Source organism: Sphingobium sp. TomTYG65 (assembly GCF_055395525.1).
Genome location: NZ_AP027331.1, coordinates 157,811 through 173,853, shown reverse-complemented (window position 1 = coordinate 173,853; position 16,043 = coordinate 157,811). Strand labels below are relative to the sequence as shown.

The window sequence follows — 16,043 nt, the reverse complement described above, 5'->3', positions numbered from 1 at the left end:
GAGAGTATGAGCAAGATGCAGCAAGACATTGCTGAACGCGGCCGCCAGTTGCCGATGAAGGATAGTCCGGAACTCAAGGCTGCTCTGGAGCAGGCAAATCTGCACACTCTGCTGATGGTCTATGTTCATCTGACGCATGACGAGTCGATGCTCGAAACGTTCAAGGTTCACATCCATCCGCCCTATACTAATCCGGATTACCAGATCCCCCAGGACTGCATCGACGATCTGCGCGAAAAGCTGTTCTACGTGCTGACCACGCCGGGCGCTGCGCGGAACGAGGATCCCCCGCTCGATCTCATGCAGAAGATGATGAGCGTCAGCGTCGGGGAACCGGTTGAGGATGAATTCATCCCCATGGTGCTGGAGCAGAGCGGTTTCCAGCGCGCCCCCGCCCGCAAGGAAAAGGCGGAGCGAACGCCGCCGCCGCCCGGCTTCAAGGTGCTGGTGATTGGCGCGGGCCTCACTGGCCTGCTCGCCAGCATTGAGCTGGAAAGAGCTGGTTACGACCATGTCGTCATCGAGAAGAATGAGGAAGTGGGCGGGACTTGGTGGAAGAACCGCTATCCTGGCGTTGGCGTCGATACGCCCAGCCACTTCTATTCCTACTCCTTCGAAATCAGTCCGGAATGGAATCATTATCATCCGCATGGCGCGGACATGCGCGAATACTTCCGTAGCGTTGCTGATAAATATGATCTGCGCCGCCACATTCGTTTCGAAACGCGCGTCCTCAGCCTGGAATTTGATGACGATACGGCGCTATGGAACGTCACCACCGAAAACGTGAAGACCGGCGAACGGGAAGTGATCCAGGCCAACGCCGTCTTTAACGCCTTCGGCACCGCCGACCGCTGGAGCCTTCCCAACATTCCGGGGATTGAGAGCTTCCGCGGGACCATCACCCATTCGGCGGGCTATGACGAGAATATCGACTTGAAGGGCAAGAAGGTCGCCGTCATCGGCACCGGCGCCAGCTCGGCACAGATCGTGGCAACCATCGTTAGCGAAGTTGACGAAATGGTCGTCTTTATGCGCACCCGCCACTGGATGATCAACAATCCCGAAGTGACAAAAGAAGTGCCGGAAGCGGTCAAATGGGCCCTGCGCCATATTCCGCACTACAAGGAGTGGTTCCGATTCCGCGTCTTCTGGTTCGCGGCCGACGGCCTCTATCCCAATGTCGTCAAGGACCCCGACTATCCGGAAGATGGCATTGCAGTATCCGCCCTGAACGAAGGGATGCGCCAATATGCCCTGTCGCACATGCGGCACAAGCTGGGCTCACGGCCCGATCTGATCGAAAAGCTGACGCCCGACTTCCCCATTTTTTCCAAGCGGATCGTGATGGATGCGGGCTGGTACGACGCGCTGGTGCAGCCGCATGTCACGCTGGAAGACACGCCCATCGCGGAAATCCTGCCGGACGGCATCCGCATGAAGAATGGTACGGAATATAAGTTCGACGTCATCATCTGCGCTACTGGTTTCAATCATGGCAAGCTGGTCAAGGACTTGATCATCAAGGGACGCGGCGACCATGATCTCGCAGTGGATTGGGCGGATGAGGAAGAGCGGGCCTATATGGGCACGACGATCCCCGGCTATCCCAATTATTTCATTTCAGTGGGTCCTAATGCGGGACCGAACCACGCGGGCGGCCTCAATATCGTGAGCGAAGCGCAGGTCCATTATATGATTGAGTGCCTGGATCATATGATCGCCAATAACGGACGGACCATCGAACCTACGCAGGATGCCTTCTTGCGTCACAACCGCCGGATCGATGATCGCATGAAACACATGATCTGGACCCACCCCAAAGCGAAAAGCTATTATCAGAACAGTAAGGGCCGCCCGGTCGGACCTTGGCCCTTCCGGCTCGTCGATATGTGGAATGAGATGCGCGCACCTATCAAGAGCGATTACAAGCTCGACTGAGGCGCGCACAAGACGCGGGTTTGGGCCGGGGGGACATCATCGAAGAAGCATGCTCCCCGGCCAACGCCCTACCCCGCGGATGACACCGGCCGCATCAGTTCGATGCGGATGCCATCCGGGTCAGCGCCGTGCATCAGTTCTATTGCCGGAGTTGTCACATGCGCTTCTTCGACGAAATAGCCACCCCGACGGCTAAGCTCGGCTGCGGTTGCATCGGGATCATCATCCCAGAAAGCGACATGGGTGAGACCGAAACGGTTGAGCGGTTGACGTTCGCGTGAACCGAAGCTGGACGGTTCGAGAACCTTCAGCAGCTCGATCGTATTCCCCGCGGAATCCCGCACCATCTGAGCGCGCAATTTGATGCCCGGAACCTCGTTGATCACGCCGAGCCAATCGAAGCCTTGGTCAAGCACGTAATTTTCGGCAGGGGCAAAGCCAAGCCCTTCATAATAGTTGAGCGAAGCATTGATATCCTCGACGCAGATGCCGCTATGGGAGAAGCGCTCGGCCTCGCCCGGCGATTTCATCAGTTCCACGCGCACACCGTCCGGGTCGGTGCAGTAGAGCAGGGTAGTGTCATTTGCGGCAAAATGAGCGCGCGTTTCCTCATAAACTGTGCCGCCTGCTTCAGCGATCCGCGCGGCCCACGCATCGATGTCATCCACATAGAATGAAATATGCACGAGGCCATATTGGAGTGTGGACCGCTTTTCGCGCGGCCCCATGGCCGGCGGCTCAAGAAACTGCAGCAGTTCGATCACGGGCCCCTCCGGGCGTTTGAGCATGACTGCCCGCAAGCGAACGCCAGGAATCTGCATGGTCTTTTCCATGTCCGGACCCTCGACGACGCCATGATCCTGATAGGGTTCGAAGCCGAGCGCTTCCCGATAGAAGCGCTCCGACGTTGCGATGTCGCTTACGCAGATGCCGCGGTGTGACAGTGTGACCATTTATCTCTCCTTCATTATAGTTATCGATTCGTTGCACGCCGCACCGTTTGAATGACCTTGGTCACCACTGCTTCCGCATCAGCGCCGCGCAAAACGTCAGCTTGCCGCTTGTTCCCGCGTGCAACGCGGGTCCCTCATAATGTGGGCACCGCGTCCTGCCACCTAAAAACCACTTCGGTTCACTCCATGCTTCTTGGCAAATGCAATCTGCCGCTCCTAATCAAATGCGCTGTCAGCCACTGAATTGCTCAGCAAATAATCAATAAAGACTCGCAACTTGGGCAAGGCTTGCGTCCGATTCGGATAATAGAGAAATACACCTGAGGAAGTCGGGACATATTCGTCGAGGACGGTGAGAAGATCACCACGTGCGATATGATCGCCTACCATGCGTTCCGCAACGTAAAGCAGTCCCAACCCCTGTAGCGATGCCGTTATCCCCAACCCGAAATCATTCACAATCAGCCGCCCTGTTATGGCCAAGTCCATCGTCCGTTCCGCTTCCATGAAGTACCAGGCCGCGATTCCTTCTTGTCCATATCGTATCCGGACACAGCTATGATGGCGCAAATCCGCAGGGCGACGGGGCGGTTCATGCTTCGTGAAATATTGCGGCGCGCCCACTACCACGAAGCGAACCGGAGGGGTAACGCGGACGGCTATCATATCCGGGTCGAGCATTTCGCCTAGTCGGACGCCGGCGTCAAAGCCGCCTTTTATCAGATCAATGGGATGATCTTCAGCGCAGATTTCCACGTCAATTTGTGGATAGGCTTCACAGAACCCGCTCAATATGGGTTCGACGAGAAGTGGGATCATGCCGCGCGGCATGTGCAGGCGGAGCAGACCGGATGGTGCGCTGAGGTTACGTGCCTCGTCATAAGCCGTAACCAAGTCGGCGAAGGCGGGTGCCGCGCGCGCCAAGAGTATCTCTCCCGCCTGCGTGAGTCCCACACTGCGCGTCGTACGCATGAGGAGCGCGACCCCCATCCTGGCCTCAAGAGCCTTGATCTTCTGGCTAAGAGCGGAGGGAGAAAGATGCAGGTCTTCGGCGGCCGAACGGAAGCTGCCGTGATGGGCAACCCTTACAAATGCTTCGATGGCGTCGAGGAGGCCGCGATCCATTATGTCGCTCAGCTACATTACCTATCAATTTTATAGCAGATTATCACCGAATGGCTCAAGCAGTAGATGGGGTGCAGACAAAGAAAGGAACTTCAATGACTCATCCCATCTTGATCACTCCGCTTGTGCTTCTGTCGTCCTGCCTGATGCTGGCGGCGGCGCTTGCGCCCTCCTTCTCGATCGCAGCATAAGGTCCAGTCAACATTCGACGACATTTACCGCAAGACCACCGAGAGAGGTCTCTTTATACTTCTCACTCATGTCCTTGCCAGTGTTCAACATGGTCACGATAACTTGATCGAGGCTTACATGATGGGTGCCGTCACCCAACAGCGCTAAACGCGCCGCCTCGATCGCCTTTATCGCTCCCATGGCATTTCGTTCGATGCAGGGGATTTGCACAAGTCCTCCCACCGGATCGCAGGTGAGGCCGAGATTGTGCTCCATGCCGATTTCGGCCGCGTTCTCTACTTGCGATGGTGTACCGCCAAGGACTGCGGCAAGTCCTCCCGCCGCCATTGAACATGCGACGCCAACTTCGCCTTGGCAACCGACTTCAGCGCCGGAAATTGAGGCATTCTGCTTGAAAAGTAGGCCGATTGCGCCAGCGGTAAGAAGAAAGTCTTCAATGCCTCGAACATTGGCGCCTTTAACAAAGCCGAGGTAATATTGGATTACGGCGGGAATGATCCCCGCGGCTCCGTTTGTAGGTGCGGTGACGATGCGTCCGCCGCTCGCATTTTCCTCATTGACGGCCATGGCCCATAACTTGACCCAATCCAAAGATCGTGTGCCAGGACCAGTGATATCGCACTCCCGCAATTTAGCATATATTGATGGAGCTCGTCGTTTAACGCCCAGCGAACCCGGCAGCAGGCCATCTTGGCGCAAACCACGTTCAATGCACTGGGTCATGGCGTCAATCAATGCCTTCGTCTTTGTAGCGAATTGCTCAGGCGGCATCAGCGTCAATTCATGCTGGCGCTGCACGTTCGCGATGGAACCGCCCTCTAGAGACGCCATGTCCAGCAATGTCCGTGCGGACGTGAACGGATAGGACGATGGCAGTCCCGCTCTGTCGTCCGCCACATCTTGATCAGCGAGAATGACAGCACCGCCTCCAACCGAATAGCAGGTTCGCTCAGCGATCTTTTCTCCCGATCCATTCCAAGCGATGAAACGCATGCCGTTAGAATGAATGTTCAGCCTCTTATGCGGCCGCCAAGCGATGTCCCTCTCGCTGTCGAACGTCATAGGGGCACCATCAGCTCTTGGGATCAACTGCTGCGCTCGGATGCGCGCAACTGTCGCTTGCAAGGCATCGGGGTCCACATTCTCCGGCCTATGGCCGGCCAGCCCTGCCATGACAGCGACGTCTGTAGCATGACCGCGCCCGGTTAGGGCCAGGGAACCAAACAGCGTTACTTGAACGCGCGCCGCCCTTTGTCCGACATACTGCATGAAATCGGCAGCCGCCGTCATAGGGCCCATCGTGTGTGAACTTGAAGGTCCGACGCCGACCTTGAAGATATCGAATATACTGGCCGTCATGGTTTATTTCCCAGCGGTGCGATGGCCGGCGCCATGTTTGGAGGCGTGATCCAGCAAGTGGCGTGGATACGGAATGATAGTTGGCAATTCGACCATTGAGATCAACGGCAGCAAGCCATGAACTTTGGTTATATCGATAACATTTTTTCATTTGTTCCCCAATGCCTTGCCTCACAACATGCCCTCCGACGATCGAGCGAATAGAACTCGTCAACAAAATCACAAAATGGGGGCAAATAGACGATGTATATCGATAAGTTTTTGCGTCTTACTGTTTCGGCAATGGCAGTTTCCGCCGCGCTGCCGGCATGGGCCAATAATTATGGTGTCGCGACGACAGTTCAAGAAAATTCCACGGCTTCATCGCCCGAGGAAACAGTTCAAGGCGGCGGAGATATTGTCGTAACTGCCCTGAAACGAGAAGGCACGGTGCAGTCGACGCCGATCACCATCTCCGCCATGACTGGAGAAAGCCTGGCAGCTATGGGCGCCACCCAGTTACAGGACTATTTTCGACAGGTGCCGAATGTGAATGTCGCCCAGGGTGTCCTAGGCCAAAACCGTATCAGCGTTCGTGGCATTGGCGGCATCGGCGAGGCTACTACCGGGCTGTATTTCGGCGAGGTGCCTGTCACGGGACCCGGCGGCACCGTCGGCGATCCGGGCAACAACGCGCCCGACCTCAACCTCTATGACATCGAACGGGTGGAGGTACTGCGCGGACCGCAGGGGACGCTGTATGGCGCCAGTTCCATGGCCGGTACTCTGCGCATCATCTTCAATAAGCCCAAGCTCAGCGAATTTGAAGCGGGCATGGAGGGACAATATGCGTTCACACAGGGCGGCAGCGACAGCTATTTCGCCAAGGCGATGGTGAACGTCCCCATCATCGACGACCTATTGGGTGTCCGGATATCCGGCTACTACGAGCAACGCACCGGTTATATCGACAATATCAGGCTGGGTCGTAAGAACATCAACGATATGACCGCACAAGGGCTGCGTGTAGTGGTTGGCTTCGAGCCCGACCCCGACACCAATGTGACTGGCACCTTTATCTACCAGCGCAGCGATGCCGATGACGCTCAAGGATGGTTTCCATCGGTCGGCGATCTGAAGACCAACACTCCGGTCGTCCTGCCGTTCAACAATCGATTCAAGCTCTACAACCTGACCGGCTCACACGACTTCGGTGCAGTGACGCTGACGATGTCGGGTGCGATCTACCGCTATGACATCTTGCGAACACTGGATTTCACACCCAGCGTGACTGCGATCTCTTATTCACCTGCCGCATGCCAGGGCTATTATGCGCAGGCAGTTCCGTGCAGCAGCGCACAATATGCCGCCTATAATGCCTATGGCCTCAGCCGCACCCCGGCGCTTGGCTACCAGCCCGGATATCTGCGCACCGAAACGGCCGAAGCGCGCCTCGCGTCTGATGGGGATGGCTGGCTGCAATGGACAGCAGGCGCATTCTATGAGCGCCGTCGCGATTATATCGACAGCCATGTGACCAAGGCGGCGCCCAACGGGTCTGCTCCTGATCCGCTGCAGGACATCAGTTATCGATTCATTTCTAATCACCTGCGCCAGCTTGCCGGCTTCGCTGAAGTTTCGGTCAAACCGGTAGAAGCGCTGACACTGACCGGCGGTTTGCGCTATTATGATTACGTAAAGGTGACGGGCGGCCAGGCATTGCTAGGCAGCGTGCTGACAAGCAGCATCGTCGCGCCTTATACGGAGCGTACGGCCAAGAGCAACGGGTGGCTCGTCAAGCTCAACGCCAGCTATGAGTTCTCTCCCACCATCATGGCCTATGGGAATGCGGCCCAGGGCTATCGTCCGGGCGGAGCGAACAACATCCCATCGCTTCAAGGCCAGTTGGTTACCTATGCACCGGACAGCCTGTGGAACTACGAGCTCGGCGTGAAATCGCGCTGGTTTGGGAATGCGCTGACCGTGAATGCCGCAGTGTTCCAGATCGATTGGCAGGACATTCAGGTTGCTGCGCGTACTGCCGACGGCCTCTTCACCTTTCTGGCCAATGCTGGTGGCGCCCGCATCCGGGGCGCGGAACTGGAACTTGCCGCGGAGCCGATCAAGAACCTGAACTTAACGGCGGCCGTTGGTTATGTGCATGGCAAGCTGACTTCCGACCAGGTGATCGCCAGCTTCCAAAATGCCAGTGCAGGTGGAAAGAAAGGCGACCGGCTTGGCATCGCCCCCTGGTCCGTGTCCGCGAGTGCATCCTACGACTGGGGACTGACGCCTGATCTGGATGGGATGGTTCGCGCGGACTTCACCTATTCCGGGAAAGGGCGCAGCGGCTTCAACCCCGCCGATCCCTATTACACCACGCAGGGCGATTTCGCGACGCTGAACCTTAGAACCGGCGTCCAGAATAAGCGCGTTGGCGCATATCTGTTCGTCCAAAATGTTGGTAATGTGAATGGAGTGGCAAGCCGCGTCTCCACCTTTGGAGCAAGCAACCTCTCCTTCAGCATCCCACCGCGCACGATCGGCTTAAACGTCCGGTTGAATTACTGATCCAAGGCGCATCCATTGGCTCACGAGTCCGGCGATGGCACTACGGAATATCGCTTGTTCGGAGCCAATGGGTGCAGTGAACATATGAAACCTCATCAACATCATCAAGCCGTTCACTACACCTTCACAAGGCGGTAACCCACACCTGGCTCATTACGGATGATTGAGGTCTCAAGCTGATCGCCTTCGAGCTTCCGGCGAACGCCGCGCGCTGCCACGCGGAGATATTCGACATCGCGCTCATGCCCCGGTCCCCAAATGTTCAGCAGAAGCTGCGCATGTGTAACAACGCGACCAGGATGTCGGGCCAGTTGCGCCAGAAATGCGAACTCCTTGGGCGTCAGATGCACTTCCTCTTTGGACCGGCGAACAATGCGGGCCGTGAGATCGATTTCGATGTCGCCGAGAACCACTAGGGGCTGCTCTGCCATCGTTGAAAAACGATGGCGCAAGGCGGTGCGGATACGTGCGAGGACCTCCTCCGTATCGAAGGGCTTGGTGACATAATCGTCGGCACCCAGGTCCAGTGCTGTAACCTTCTCCTCCGTAGTGTCTCGCGCCGAAATGATCAGCAGCGCAGCGCCGGTCGCCTTGATGAGCGGAACAAGCTCCAGCCCATCACGATCCGGAAGGCCAAGGTCCAGCAGTACCGCGTCCGGTTTGTCTATCGGCATAGCCGACAGGGCATTACGCGCAGTTCCCGCTTCCGTAATCTGATAGCCGGCGCGGGTAAGCCCGGCCGCTAGAAGACGGCGAATGGCAGGTTCGTCATCGATAATCAGCAGTTTAGCTTTTGCGCTCATTCGATGGACGGGCCTTTCACCAGCTTGGATGAGGGGAAGTGGAGTTCGAAACTTGCACCGCTGCGATCGGCCCGATTGCTCGCCCGCGCGCTGATGCCCATCGCCTCGGCAAAGCCTTTGACGATGGCGAGGCCGAGGCCGGAGCCGCCCTTGCGGTCAGAGCCCTCGATGCGAGTAAATGTTTCGAAGATGCGCTGCTCCTCTCCGGGGGGAAACCCTGGCCCTTCGTCAACGACCGACAGAGAAAGCCCGTGTGTGGTACGCCTTGCCCAAATGCTGATGGGCGCTGCGGGGTCGCCATATTTGGCGGCATTTTCGATCAGGTTGATGAGGCAGTGGTGAAACAGTTGCGGGTCAACCGATACGAAAGGCAGGTCCGGGGGAATGTCCATGACGATGCGGTGATCGCGTAGGACCCGGCTAAGGTCCTGCACCGCCGTCGCCACGGCTTCGGCAAGATCGACGGGTTCGATCGACTGGTGCAATGCCCCGGTTTCGATGCGCACCATGTCAAGGAGGTTGGCGACGAAACGGCTCAGGCGCTCAGCTTCTCCACGCGTTTCCGTCAGTTGCCGCTCCTGTTCGCTTGTGGCGGGTGCGATCTCGCCCAACGTGCCGAGTATTGTGGTGAGCGGTGTGCGCAAGTCATGACTGACGGAGGAGAGAAGAGCAGCGCGCAGGCGGTCGCGTTCCTTCAACTGCGTTACCATCGCCATCTCTGACTCAAGGCTTATGCGTTCGAGCGCAAGCGCCGCCTGATCGAGCAGGCTGAGGAGCAGCGGCAACTGATCCGAACGTATGGGCGTGCCGGCATCCGGACGTGAAAGGCCAAAGACCGCAAGCGTCCGGTCGCCAGCGGCTACCGGATGGAACAGCCATTCTGAAACGGTCAGCGTGTCGGAACTACGCCCGGCCGGTTGTCTGTGATCGAAGGTCCAGCGCGACGCCGCTTGGTCAAGCGCCTCCAACCGTGCATCGGGCGGTACGGCGCCGCGTATCGCAAGCTGGTTGCCGTGCGGTAGCAGGAGTATCGTGCTTACGCCTAGCAGGCGGTGCACTTCAGCACAGAGCAGGTGCGCCAATTCATCAGTGTGGCTGATACCGGTCAGCTGGCGCGCAAAACCGGCAAGCGAGCTGTTCTGGCTTGCGCTCCGTTCTGCAAGCAACGCCTGATCGCGTACGCGCGCGGCAAGATGGCTGCTGGCCGCGGCCACGCCCAGGAGTACCAGGACTGTGAGGATATTTTCTGGGTTCTGGATCGTAAAGGTGTGAATTGGCGGGATGAAGAAGAAATTATAGGCAAGCGACGAAGCAAGGCCAGTGAAAATCCCTACCCGTAGGCCGTAGCGGGTCGATGCAACCATTACGGGAAGGAGGAAAAGCAACCCCACATTGGTGATGCTACGTGCCGAAAAGATGAGCGTGCCGACCAGAGTCACCAGCGCGACGAGCGCCAGCGACGCCAGATAATCGAGGGCGCGCGCCCTCGGGCTTGCTGCTGCCGTGCGCCCGCCCGTCTTGCGTGAACCGCGATCAGCCTCAACAGGGAGGACGTGGACGGTGATGCCCGGCGTTTCGCGGACAAGCCGGTCCACCACAGAGCCGTAGCGCAGTTCGAACCAGCGCGAGCGGATCGACTTGCCAACGATCAGCTGAGTCACGCGTGCTTCGGTAGCGAAGCGGATAAGTCCCTCCACTACCCGTTCCGCCGGCACGGTCGCGACCTGTCCACCAAGCTGGGTGGCGAGTTGCAGCGTCGCGGCGAGGCGAGCGTTTTCGGCGTCGGTGAAATGGCGCGAGCGCGGCGTTTCGACATGGAGAGCGGTCCATGGACCGCGCAGTGCGTCGGCCAGGCGCTTGCCCGCGCGGATCAACTCGGCGGCCCCATGCTGCTCGCTGACAGCCACCAGGATGCGCTCACCCGCAGCCCAGGTGCCGGCGAGAGCGTGAGCGCGCAGATAGTCGAGCATCTCGGCATCTACAGCCTGAGCAGCACGGCGCAGGGCGAGTTCACGCAGTGCCGTCAGATTGGATTTGGAGAAATAATTGCCGAGCGCGCGGGTCGCCTCCTCGGGTACATAGACCTTGCCCTGCTTCAACCGCTCGATCAATTCGTCGGGCGGTATGTCGACAACCTCGATATCAGCATTTTCTATCACGCGGTCCGGCAATGTTTCGCGTACGCGGACCTTGGTGAAGGAAGCCACGATGTCATTGACGCTTTCCAGATGCTGGACATTGACGGTCGAGAAGACGTCAACGCCGGCGGCGAGCAATTCTTCGACATCCTGATATCGTTTGTCGTGACGGGAGCCGGGCGCATTGCTGTGCGCCAGTTCGTCGACCAGCACCAGTTCGGGTCTGCGGGCAAGAATAGCGTCGATGTCCATTTCGCTGAGTGTGCGCCCATGATGGTCGATCTTCCGGCGCGGCATGATCGGCAGCGTGTGGATGAGTGCTTCGGTTTCAGGACGGCCGTGGGTTTCGACAACGCCGATCACGACATCGGCACCGGCGCGTTTGCGGGCTGCCGCCTCGGTCAACATCTCATAAGTCTTGCCCACGCCTGGAGCAGCGCCGAGAAAGACCTTAAGACGGCCACGTCCTTCTTGCGCTGCCTGGCGCAAGAAGGCTTCCGGACGGGGGCGTGCATCAGGGTGCGGCTGCGAACTCACGAGGGATTGATAGCGGTTTTCGCATCCAAAGTATCCAGCGCTCGATTGAGCAACAGCACATTGATGCGCGGTTCGCCAAGAAAGCCCAGCAACGGCTGCTCGATACGGGAAGTGACGAGCGCGCGAAGGCGCGCGGCATTGAGGCTACGGGTTCTTGCCACGCGGTCCACCTGAAAAAAGGCCGCTTCGGGGCTGATATGGGGGTCCAGCCCTGAAGCGGAGGTTGTCACCAGATCGGCCGGAACAGAAGAATCTGGTGAAGTGCGCAGCGCGTCGGCGTCGGCCTTGACGCGGTCATGCAGCGCCTTGGATGCCGGCCCGAGATTCGAGCCATAGCTGTTGTCCGCCTCATATCCTTTCCCCGCGGCGGATGGGCGCGGGTGGAAGTAGCGGGGGCTTGTGAAGCCCTGTGCGATCAATTCCGATCCGATAACTTGGTCGCCATCGCGAATGAGGCTGCCATTTGCCTGGAATGGAAAGGCAAGCTGGCCGATGCTGGTCAACAGCGCCGGATAGGCGAGCCCCAGCAGAACCGCGAAGAGCAGCGTCAGCACTATGGCCGGGCGCAGGGCGGAGGTGATGTCTTTCAGCATGATGGTCTTTCTCAGGCAAGGCCGAGGCCAGCGACGACAAGGTCGATCAGCTTGATGCCGATGAATGGTGCAGCCAAGCCGCCGAGCCCGTAGATGGCGAGATTACGGGCGAGAAGCGGCCCCGCACCGACCGCACGGTAGCGCACGCCTTTGAGCGCCAAGGGCACCAGGGCAGGAATGATCAGCGCGTTGAAGATGATCGCGGACAAGATCGCGCTGCCTGGGGAAGCAAGGCCCATGATGTTGAGGGCGCCCAGACCTGGATAGAGCGCCACGAACATGGCTGGCAGAATCGCGAAATATTTCGCCACGTCATTGGCGATCGAGAAGGTGGTGAGCGCCCCCCTTGTCATCAACAACTGCTTGCCCAGGCCCACGATCTCGATCAGCTTGGTCGGGTCGCTGTCGAGATCGACCATATTGCCCGCCTCGCGCGCGGCCTGGGTGCCGGTGTTCATCGCGACACCGACGTCGGCTTGAGCGAGGGCCGGCGCGTCGTTCGTGCCGTCGCCGCACATGGCAACAAGGCGGCCGCCCTGCTGTTCCTTGCGGATGAGGGCGAGTTTGTCCTCCGGCGTTGCTTCGGCAAGGAAATCATCGACACCCGCTTCGGCAGCGATGGCAGCTGCGGTCAGCGGATTGTCGCCGGTGATCATCACCGTGCGGATGCCCATACGGCGGAGCTGTGCGAAGCGCTCGCGCACTCCTGCCTTGATGACATCCTTAAGCGCGACCGCGCCGAGGATGCGGCCATCCCGCGCGACTGCCAGTGGCGTCATACCCTGGCGGGCGATCTGATCCGTAATGCGGCGAAGCTCATCAGCTGATGTTCCGGGGTGCACACGCAGGATGGAATCGACTGCGCCCTTCTGAATAAGCGACCCGGCGAAGCGGATGCCGGAGAGGCGCGTCTGGGCGGTGAAAGGGATGATCTCCGCTTCCGGCGGCAGGCTTGCCTCCGCGCCGCCCAGCTGATCCCGGACGAGCGCGACGATCGAGCGTCCTTCGGGCGTCTCGTCAGCAAGGCTCGCCAGCAGTGCTGCTTCGGCCAGATCCGCGGCGTCCACGCGGGCGAGAGGATGCAGGCTGCTTGCCTGCCGATCCCCAATCGTAATCGTGCCGGTCTTGTCGAGTAGCAGCACGTCAATATCGCCAGCGGCCTCGACAGCGCGACCCGACTTGGCGAGTACGTTGAAGCGGACGAGCCGATCCATGCCCGCAATCCCGATCGCCGACAACAGCGCCGCGATCGTGGTGGGGATGAGGGTGATGAGCAGCGCCGCGAGAACGGCCACCGAAATATGGCCACCCGCATAGCTGGCGAAGCCGGGGATGGTGGCAACCGCAATCAGAAAGATGATAGTCAGCCCGACGAGGAGGATGGTAAGCGCGATTTCGTTGGGCGTCTTCCGCCGCTGCGCGCCTTCCACCAGCGCGATCATGCGGTCGAGGAAGCCTTGTCCTGGTTCCTGCGTGACGCGCACTTTTATCTGGTCGGAAATGACACGAGTGCCCGCAGTCACGGCAGAACGGTCTCCTCCCGCCTCGCGGATTACCGGTGCGCTTTCGCCGGTGATGGCCGCTTCATTGACCGAGGCGACGCCTTCGATCACTTCCCCATCGGCGGGTATAAGGTCGCCGGTTTGCACGAGTACGGTGTCGCCGCGCTTCAGTTGCGAGGCGGGCACGGAGCGCCCATCCGGCAGACGCGCAACCAGTTCCGACTTAGTCGCGCGGAGCGAAGCCGCCTGCGCCCGCCCCCGCCCCTCTGCCAGCGCCTCTGCGAAAGTGCCGAACAGCACCGTCAGCCACAGCCAGAGGATGAGTTGCAGTTGAAATCCCAAAGGCAAAGGTTCGCCGCCGATGGCGAGCAATAACATGAGCAGCAGAGCGACGACAGCCGTGGTGAAGAGGATGGGATTGCGCACCAAGTGGCGGGGCGTGAGCTTGCGGACAGCCTCGCGGATCGCCGGGAAGATGAGCGATGGGGAGAAGATGGAAGTTGCGCTTGTCATGGAGGAGGTGCCTTCAGAAAAGCTGGCCGTGGATCATGGCGAGATGATCCGCGACTGGGCCGAGGGCGAGGCTGGGAAGGAATGTGAGGCCGCCCACGATCAGGATGATCGCGACCAGCAGTCCGATCCACAGCGGCCCCGTTGTAGGAAAGGACCCGCTGGTTTCGGGCGTGTAGCGCTTGGCCGCGAGGCTGCCTGCGACGGCCAGCACCGGCACGATCACGAAGAACCGACCGATCCACATCGCGACCCCTATCAATCCATTATACCAGGGCGTCCCGGAGCTGATGCCCGCAAAGGCCGAACCGTTGTTGCCCGTGGCGGAGCTGAACGCGTAGAGGATTTCTGAGAAGCCGTGCGGTCCCTTGTTGAGTGGACCGGCTAGCCCCTGTGGCATCACCGCCGACAGCGCCGTCAACCCGAGGATGCAGAGCGGCAATACGGCGATGGCCAGTACGGCGAGCTTCACCTCCCTAGCCTCGATCTTCTTGCCGACATATTCGGGGGTGCGGCCGACCATGAGACCGGCGACGAATACCGCCAGTAACGCGAAGAGCAGAAAGCCGTAAATACCTGCACCCACCCCACCCACGACGATCTCGCCCAGCTGGATGTTGAACATGGGAACCAACCCGCCGAGCGCCGTGAAGCTGTCATGCATCGCATTGACCGCGCCGCAGGACGCTGCCGTCGTCACGACGGAGAAGAGCGCGGATGCGGCGATGCCGAATCGAATGTCCTTCCCCTCCATATTGCCGCCGGGAACGCCCAGCTGATGAAGGACCGGATTGCCTGCCGCTTCCTGGGCATAGACGATGGAAACGCCGGCGAGGAAGAGGATCATCATCGCCGCGAGGATGGCCCAACCTTGGCGCGTATTGCCGACCGCCTTGCCAAAGCACCAGGCAAGACCGACGCCAATCGCGAATATCGAGAGCATCTGCGCGAAGTTGGTGAGGGCGGTCGGATTTTCGAACGGATGAGCACTGTTGGCGTTGAAAAAGCCGCCACCGTTCGTGCCTAGCATTTTGATCGCTTCCTGGCTGGCGACGGGGCCGAGGACGATATGCTGCCGCACACCTTCCATCGTCGTGGCATCGACCATGCTCGTGAAAGTCTGTGGCACCCCGCTCGCGATAAGGAAGACTGCATAGACGACGCTGATCGGCAGGAGCAGATAAAGGGTGACGCGAGTAATGTCGGCCCAGAAGTTGCCGATGCCACTCGCCTGACGCCGGGCGAAGCCGCGGAACAGAGCGAAGGCGATGGCGATACCCGTCGCGGCCGACAAGAAATTTTGGGTGGCAAGGCCTAGCATCTGGCTGAGGTTCGACAGCGCGACCTCGCCCGAATACCATTGCCAGTTGGTATTGGTGGTAAAGCTGATTGCCGTGTTGAACGCGCCGTCCGCGCTCATTCCGGCAAGACCGCGCGGATTCAGCGGAAGCACACCCTGAAGCCGCACTATGGCGTAGGTGAGGAGCAGCGCCGTCATCTGAAACAACAGCATGTGCAGCGCATAGCGGCGCCAGTCCTGTTCGATTGCGGGGTCGATGCGTGCCAGCCTGTAAAATCCGCGCTCCACCGGCTCCAATAGCGGATGCAGCAGGGTCCGCCGCCCTTCATACAGCCCGTGGAGCCACAGGCCCATCGGCTTCGCCAGAGTAAGCGTGAGAATAGGGAAAAGGAGGATCAAACTCCATCCTTGCAGGGTCATGGGTTATCCCTTCAGAACCGTTCCGGACGGATCAGGACGGCGGCCAGATAGAGGAGAAGGCCAATCGCCGTGGCGGCCGCTATGCTGAGTTGGAGGGTCATTGCAGCGCCATCCTCAAGC

The 16,043-nt window shown here is 59.4% G+C and carries 11 protein-coding genes; 2 read left to right on the top strand and 9 right to left on the bottom strand.

Annotated features, from left to right (window positions below):
- The first annotated feature begins 6 nt into the window (after nt 1-6).
- Nucleotides 7-1,941: a flavin-containing monooxygenase gene (locus tag ACZ5Y5_RS14700; RefSeq protein WP_464811244.1), complete on the top strand. Its 1,935-nt coding sequence runs from the start codon at nt 7-9 to the stop codon at nt 1,939-1,941.
- A 68-nt stretch (nt 1,942-2,009) separates the two neighbouring features.
- Here ACZ5Y5_RS14700 and ACZ5Y5_RS14695 read toward each other — a convergent pair whose 3' ends face one another.
- The 3 genes from ACZ5Y5_RS14695 to ACZ5Y5_RS14685 all read right to left on the bottom strand — a co-directional run bounded on the left by ACZ5Y5_RS14695 (nt 2,010) and on the right by ACZ5Y5_RS14685 (nt 5,570).
- Complete coding sequence (locus tag ACZ5Y5_RS14695) at nt 2,010-2,894, bottom strand: VOC family protein (protein ID WP_464811243.1); 885 nt, start codon at nt 2,892-2,894, stop codon at nt 2,010-2,012.
- A gap of 216 nt (nt 2,895-3,110) precedes the next feature.
- Complete coding sequence (locus ACZ5Y5_RS14690) at nt 3,111-4,019, bottom strand: LysR family transcriptional regulator (RefSeq protein ID WP_464811242.1); 909 nt, start codon at nt 4,017-4,019, stop codon at nt 3,111-3,113.
- A gap of 198 nt (nt 4,020-4,217) precedes the next feature.
- Nucleotides 4,218-5,570, bottom strand: a complete 1,353-nt coding sequence (locus ACZ5Y5_RS14685) for an L-serine ammonia-lyase (protein ID WP_464811241.1) — start codon at nt 5,568-5,570, stop codon at nt 4,218-4,220.
- A gap of 243 nt (nt 5,571-5,813) precedes the next feature.
- On the opposite strand from ACZ5Y5_RS14685, the gene ACZ5Y5_RS14680 reads away from it, so the two are divergent.
- Nucleotides 5,814-8,120, top strand: coding sequence for a TonB-dependent receptor (locus tag ACZ5Y5_RS14680; RefSeq protein ID WP_464811240.1), 2,307 nt, complete (start codon nt 5,814-5,816; stop codon nt 8,118-8,120).
- A gap of 116 nt (nt 8,121-8,236) precedes the next feature.
- Here the strand turns inward: ACZ5Y5_RS14680 and ACZ5Y5_RS14675 are convergent, their stop codons facing one another.
- From ACZ5Y5_RS14675 to ACZ5Y5_RS14650, 6 genes are read right to left on the bottom strand one after another with little or no spacing between them, the layout of a single operon-like run.
- Entirely contained in the window at nt 8,237-8,923 is a 687-nt protein-coding gene (locus ACZ5Y5_RS14675; protein WP_464811239.1) for a response regulator transcription factor, read from the bottom strand.
- Entirely contained in the window at nt 8,920-11,550 is a 2,631-nt protein-coding gene (locus tag ACZ5Y5_RS14670; RefSeq protein WP_464811238.1) for a DUF4118 domain-containing protein, read from the bottom strand. Before ACZ5Y5_RS14670 ends, ACZ5Y5_RS14675 begins: the two co-directional genes overlap by 4 nt.
- 44 nt (nt 11,551-11,594) lie before the next feature.
- The gene (gene kdpC, locus ACZ5Y5_RS14665; protein WP_464811237.1) at nt 11,595-12,191 is read right to left on the bottom strand and encodes a potassium-transporting ATPase subunit KdpC; all 597 of its coding nucleotides are present in this window, start codon (nt 12,189-12,191) and stop codon (nt 11,595-11,597) included.
- An 11-nt stretch (nt 12,192-12,202) separates the two neighbouring features.
- A complete protein-coding gene (gene kdpB, locus ACZ5Y5_RS14660) occupies nt 12,203-14,206 on the bottom strand; it encodes a potassium-transporting ATPase subunit KdpB (protein ID WP_464811236.1) in 2,004 nt (667 codons plus the stop codon).
- Nucleotides 14,207-14,219: 13 nt separating this feature from the next.
- A complete protein-coding gene (gene kdpA, locus ACZ5Y5_RS14655; RefSeq protein ID WP_464811235.1) occupies nt 14,220-15,923 on the bottom strand; it encodes a potassium-transporting ATPase subunit KdpA in 1,704 nt (567 codons plus the stop codon).
- Nucleotides 15,924-15,934: 11 nt separating this feature from the next.
- A complete protein-coding gene (locus ACZ5Y5_RS14650) occupies nt 15,935-16,024 on the bottom strand; it encodes a potassium-transporting ATPase subunit F (RefSeq protein ID WP_464811234.1) in 90 nt (29 codons plus the stop codon).
- Between the last annotated feature and the right edge of the window lie 19 nt (nt 16,025-16,043).

Bases quoted from the DNA above. Each gene is read 5' to 3' on its own strand.
- ACZ5Y5_RS14700 (WP_464811244.1), top strand. From the start codon at position 7: ATGAGCAAGATGCAGCAAGACATTGCTGAACGCGGCCGCCAGTTGCCG.
- ACZ5Y5_RS14695 (WP_464811243.1), bottom strand. From the start codon at position 2,894: ATGGTCACACTGTCACACCGCGGCATCTGCGTAAGCGACATCGCAACG.
- ACZ5Y5_RS14690 (WP_464811242.1), bottom strand. From the start codon at position 4,019: ATGGATCGCGGCCTCCTCGACGCCATCGAAGCATTTGTAAGGGTTGCC.
- ACZ5Y5_RS14685 (WP_464811241.1), bottom strand. From the start codon at position 5,570: ATGACGGCCAGTATATTCGATATCTTCAAGGTCGGCGTCGGACCTTCA.
- ACZ5Y5_RS14680 (WP_464811240.1), top strand. From the start codon at position 5,814: ATGTATATCGATAAGTTTTTGCGTCTTACTGTTTCGGCAATGGCAGTT.
- ACZ5Y5_RS14675 (WP_464811239.1), bottom strand. From the start codon at position 8,923: ATGAGCGCAAAAGCTAAACTGCTGATTATCGATGACGAACCTGCCATT.
- kdpC (WP_464811237.1), bottom strand. From the start codon at position 12,191: ATGCTGAAAGACATCACCTCCGCCCTGCGCCCGGCCATAGTGCTGACG.
- kdpB (WP_464811236.1), bottom strand. From the start codon at position 14,206: ATGACAAGCGCAACTTCCATCTTCTCCCCATCGCTCATCTTCCCGGCG.
- kdpA (WP_464811235.1), bottom strand. From the start codon at position 15,923: ATGACCCTGCAAGGATGGAGTTTGATCCTCCTTTTCCCTATTCTCACG.
- ACZ5Y5_RS14650 (WP_464811234.1), bottom strand. From the start codon at position 16,024: ATGACCCTCCAACTCAGCATAGCGGCCGCCACGGCGATTGGCCTTCTC.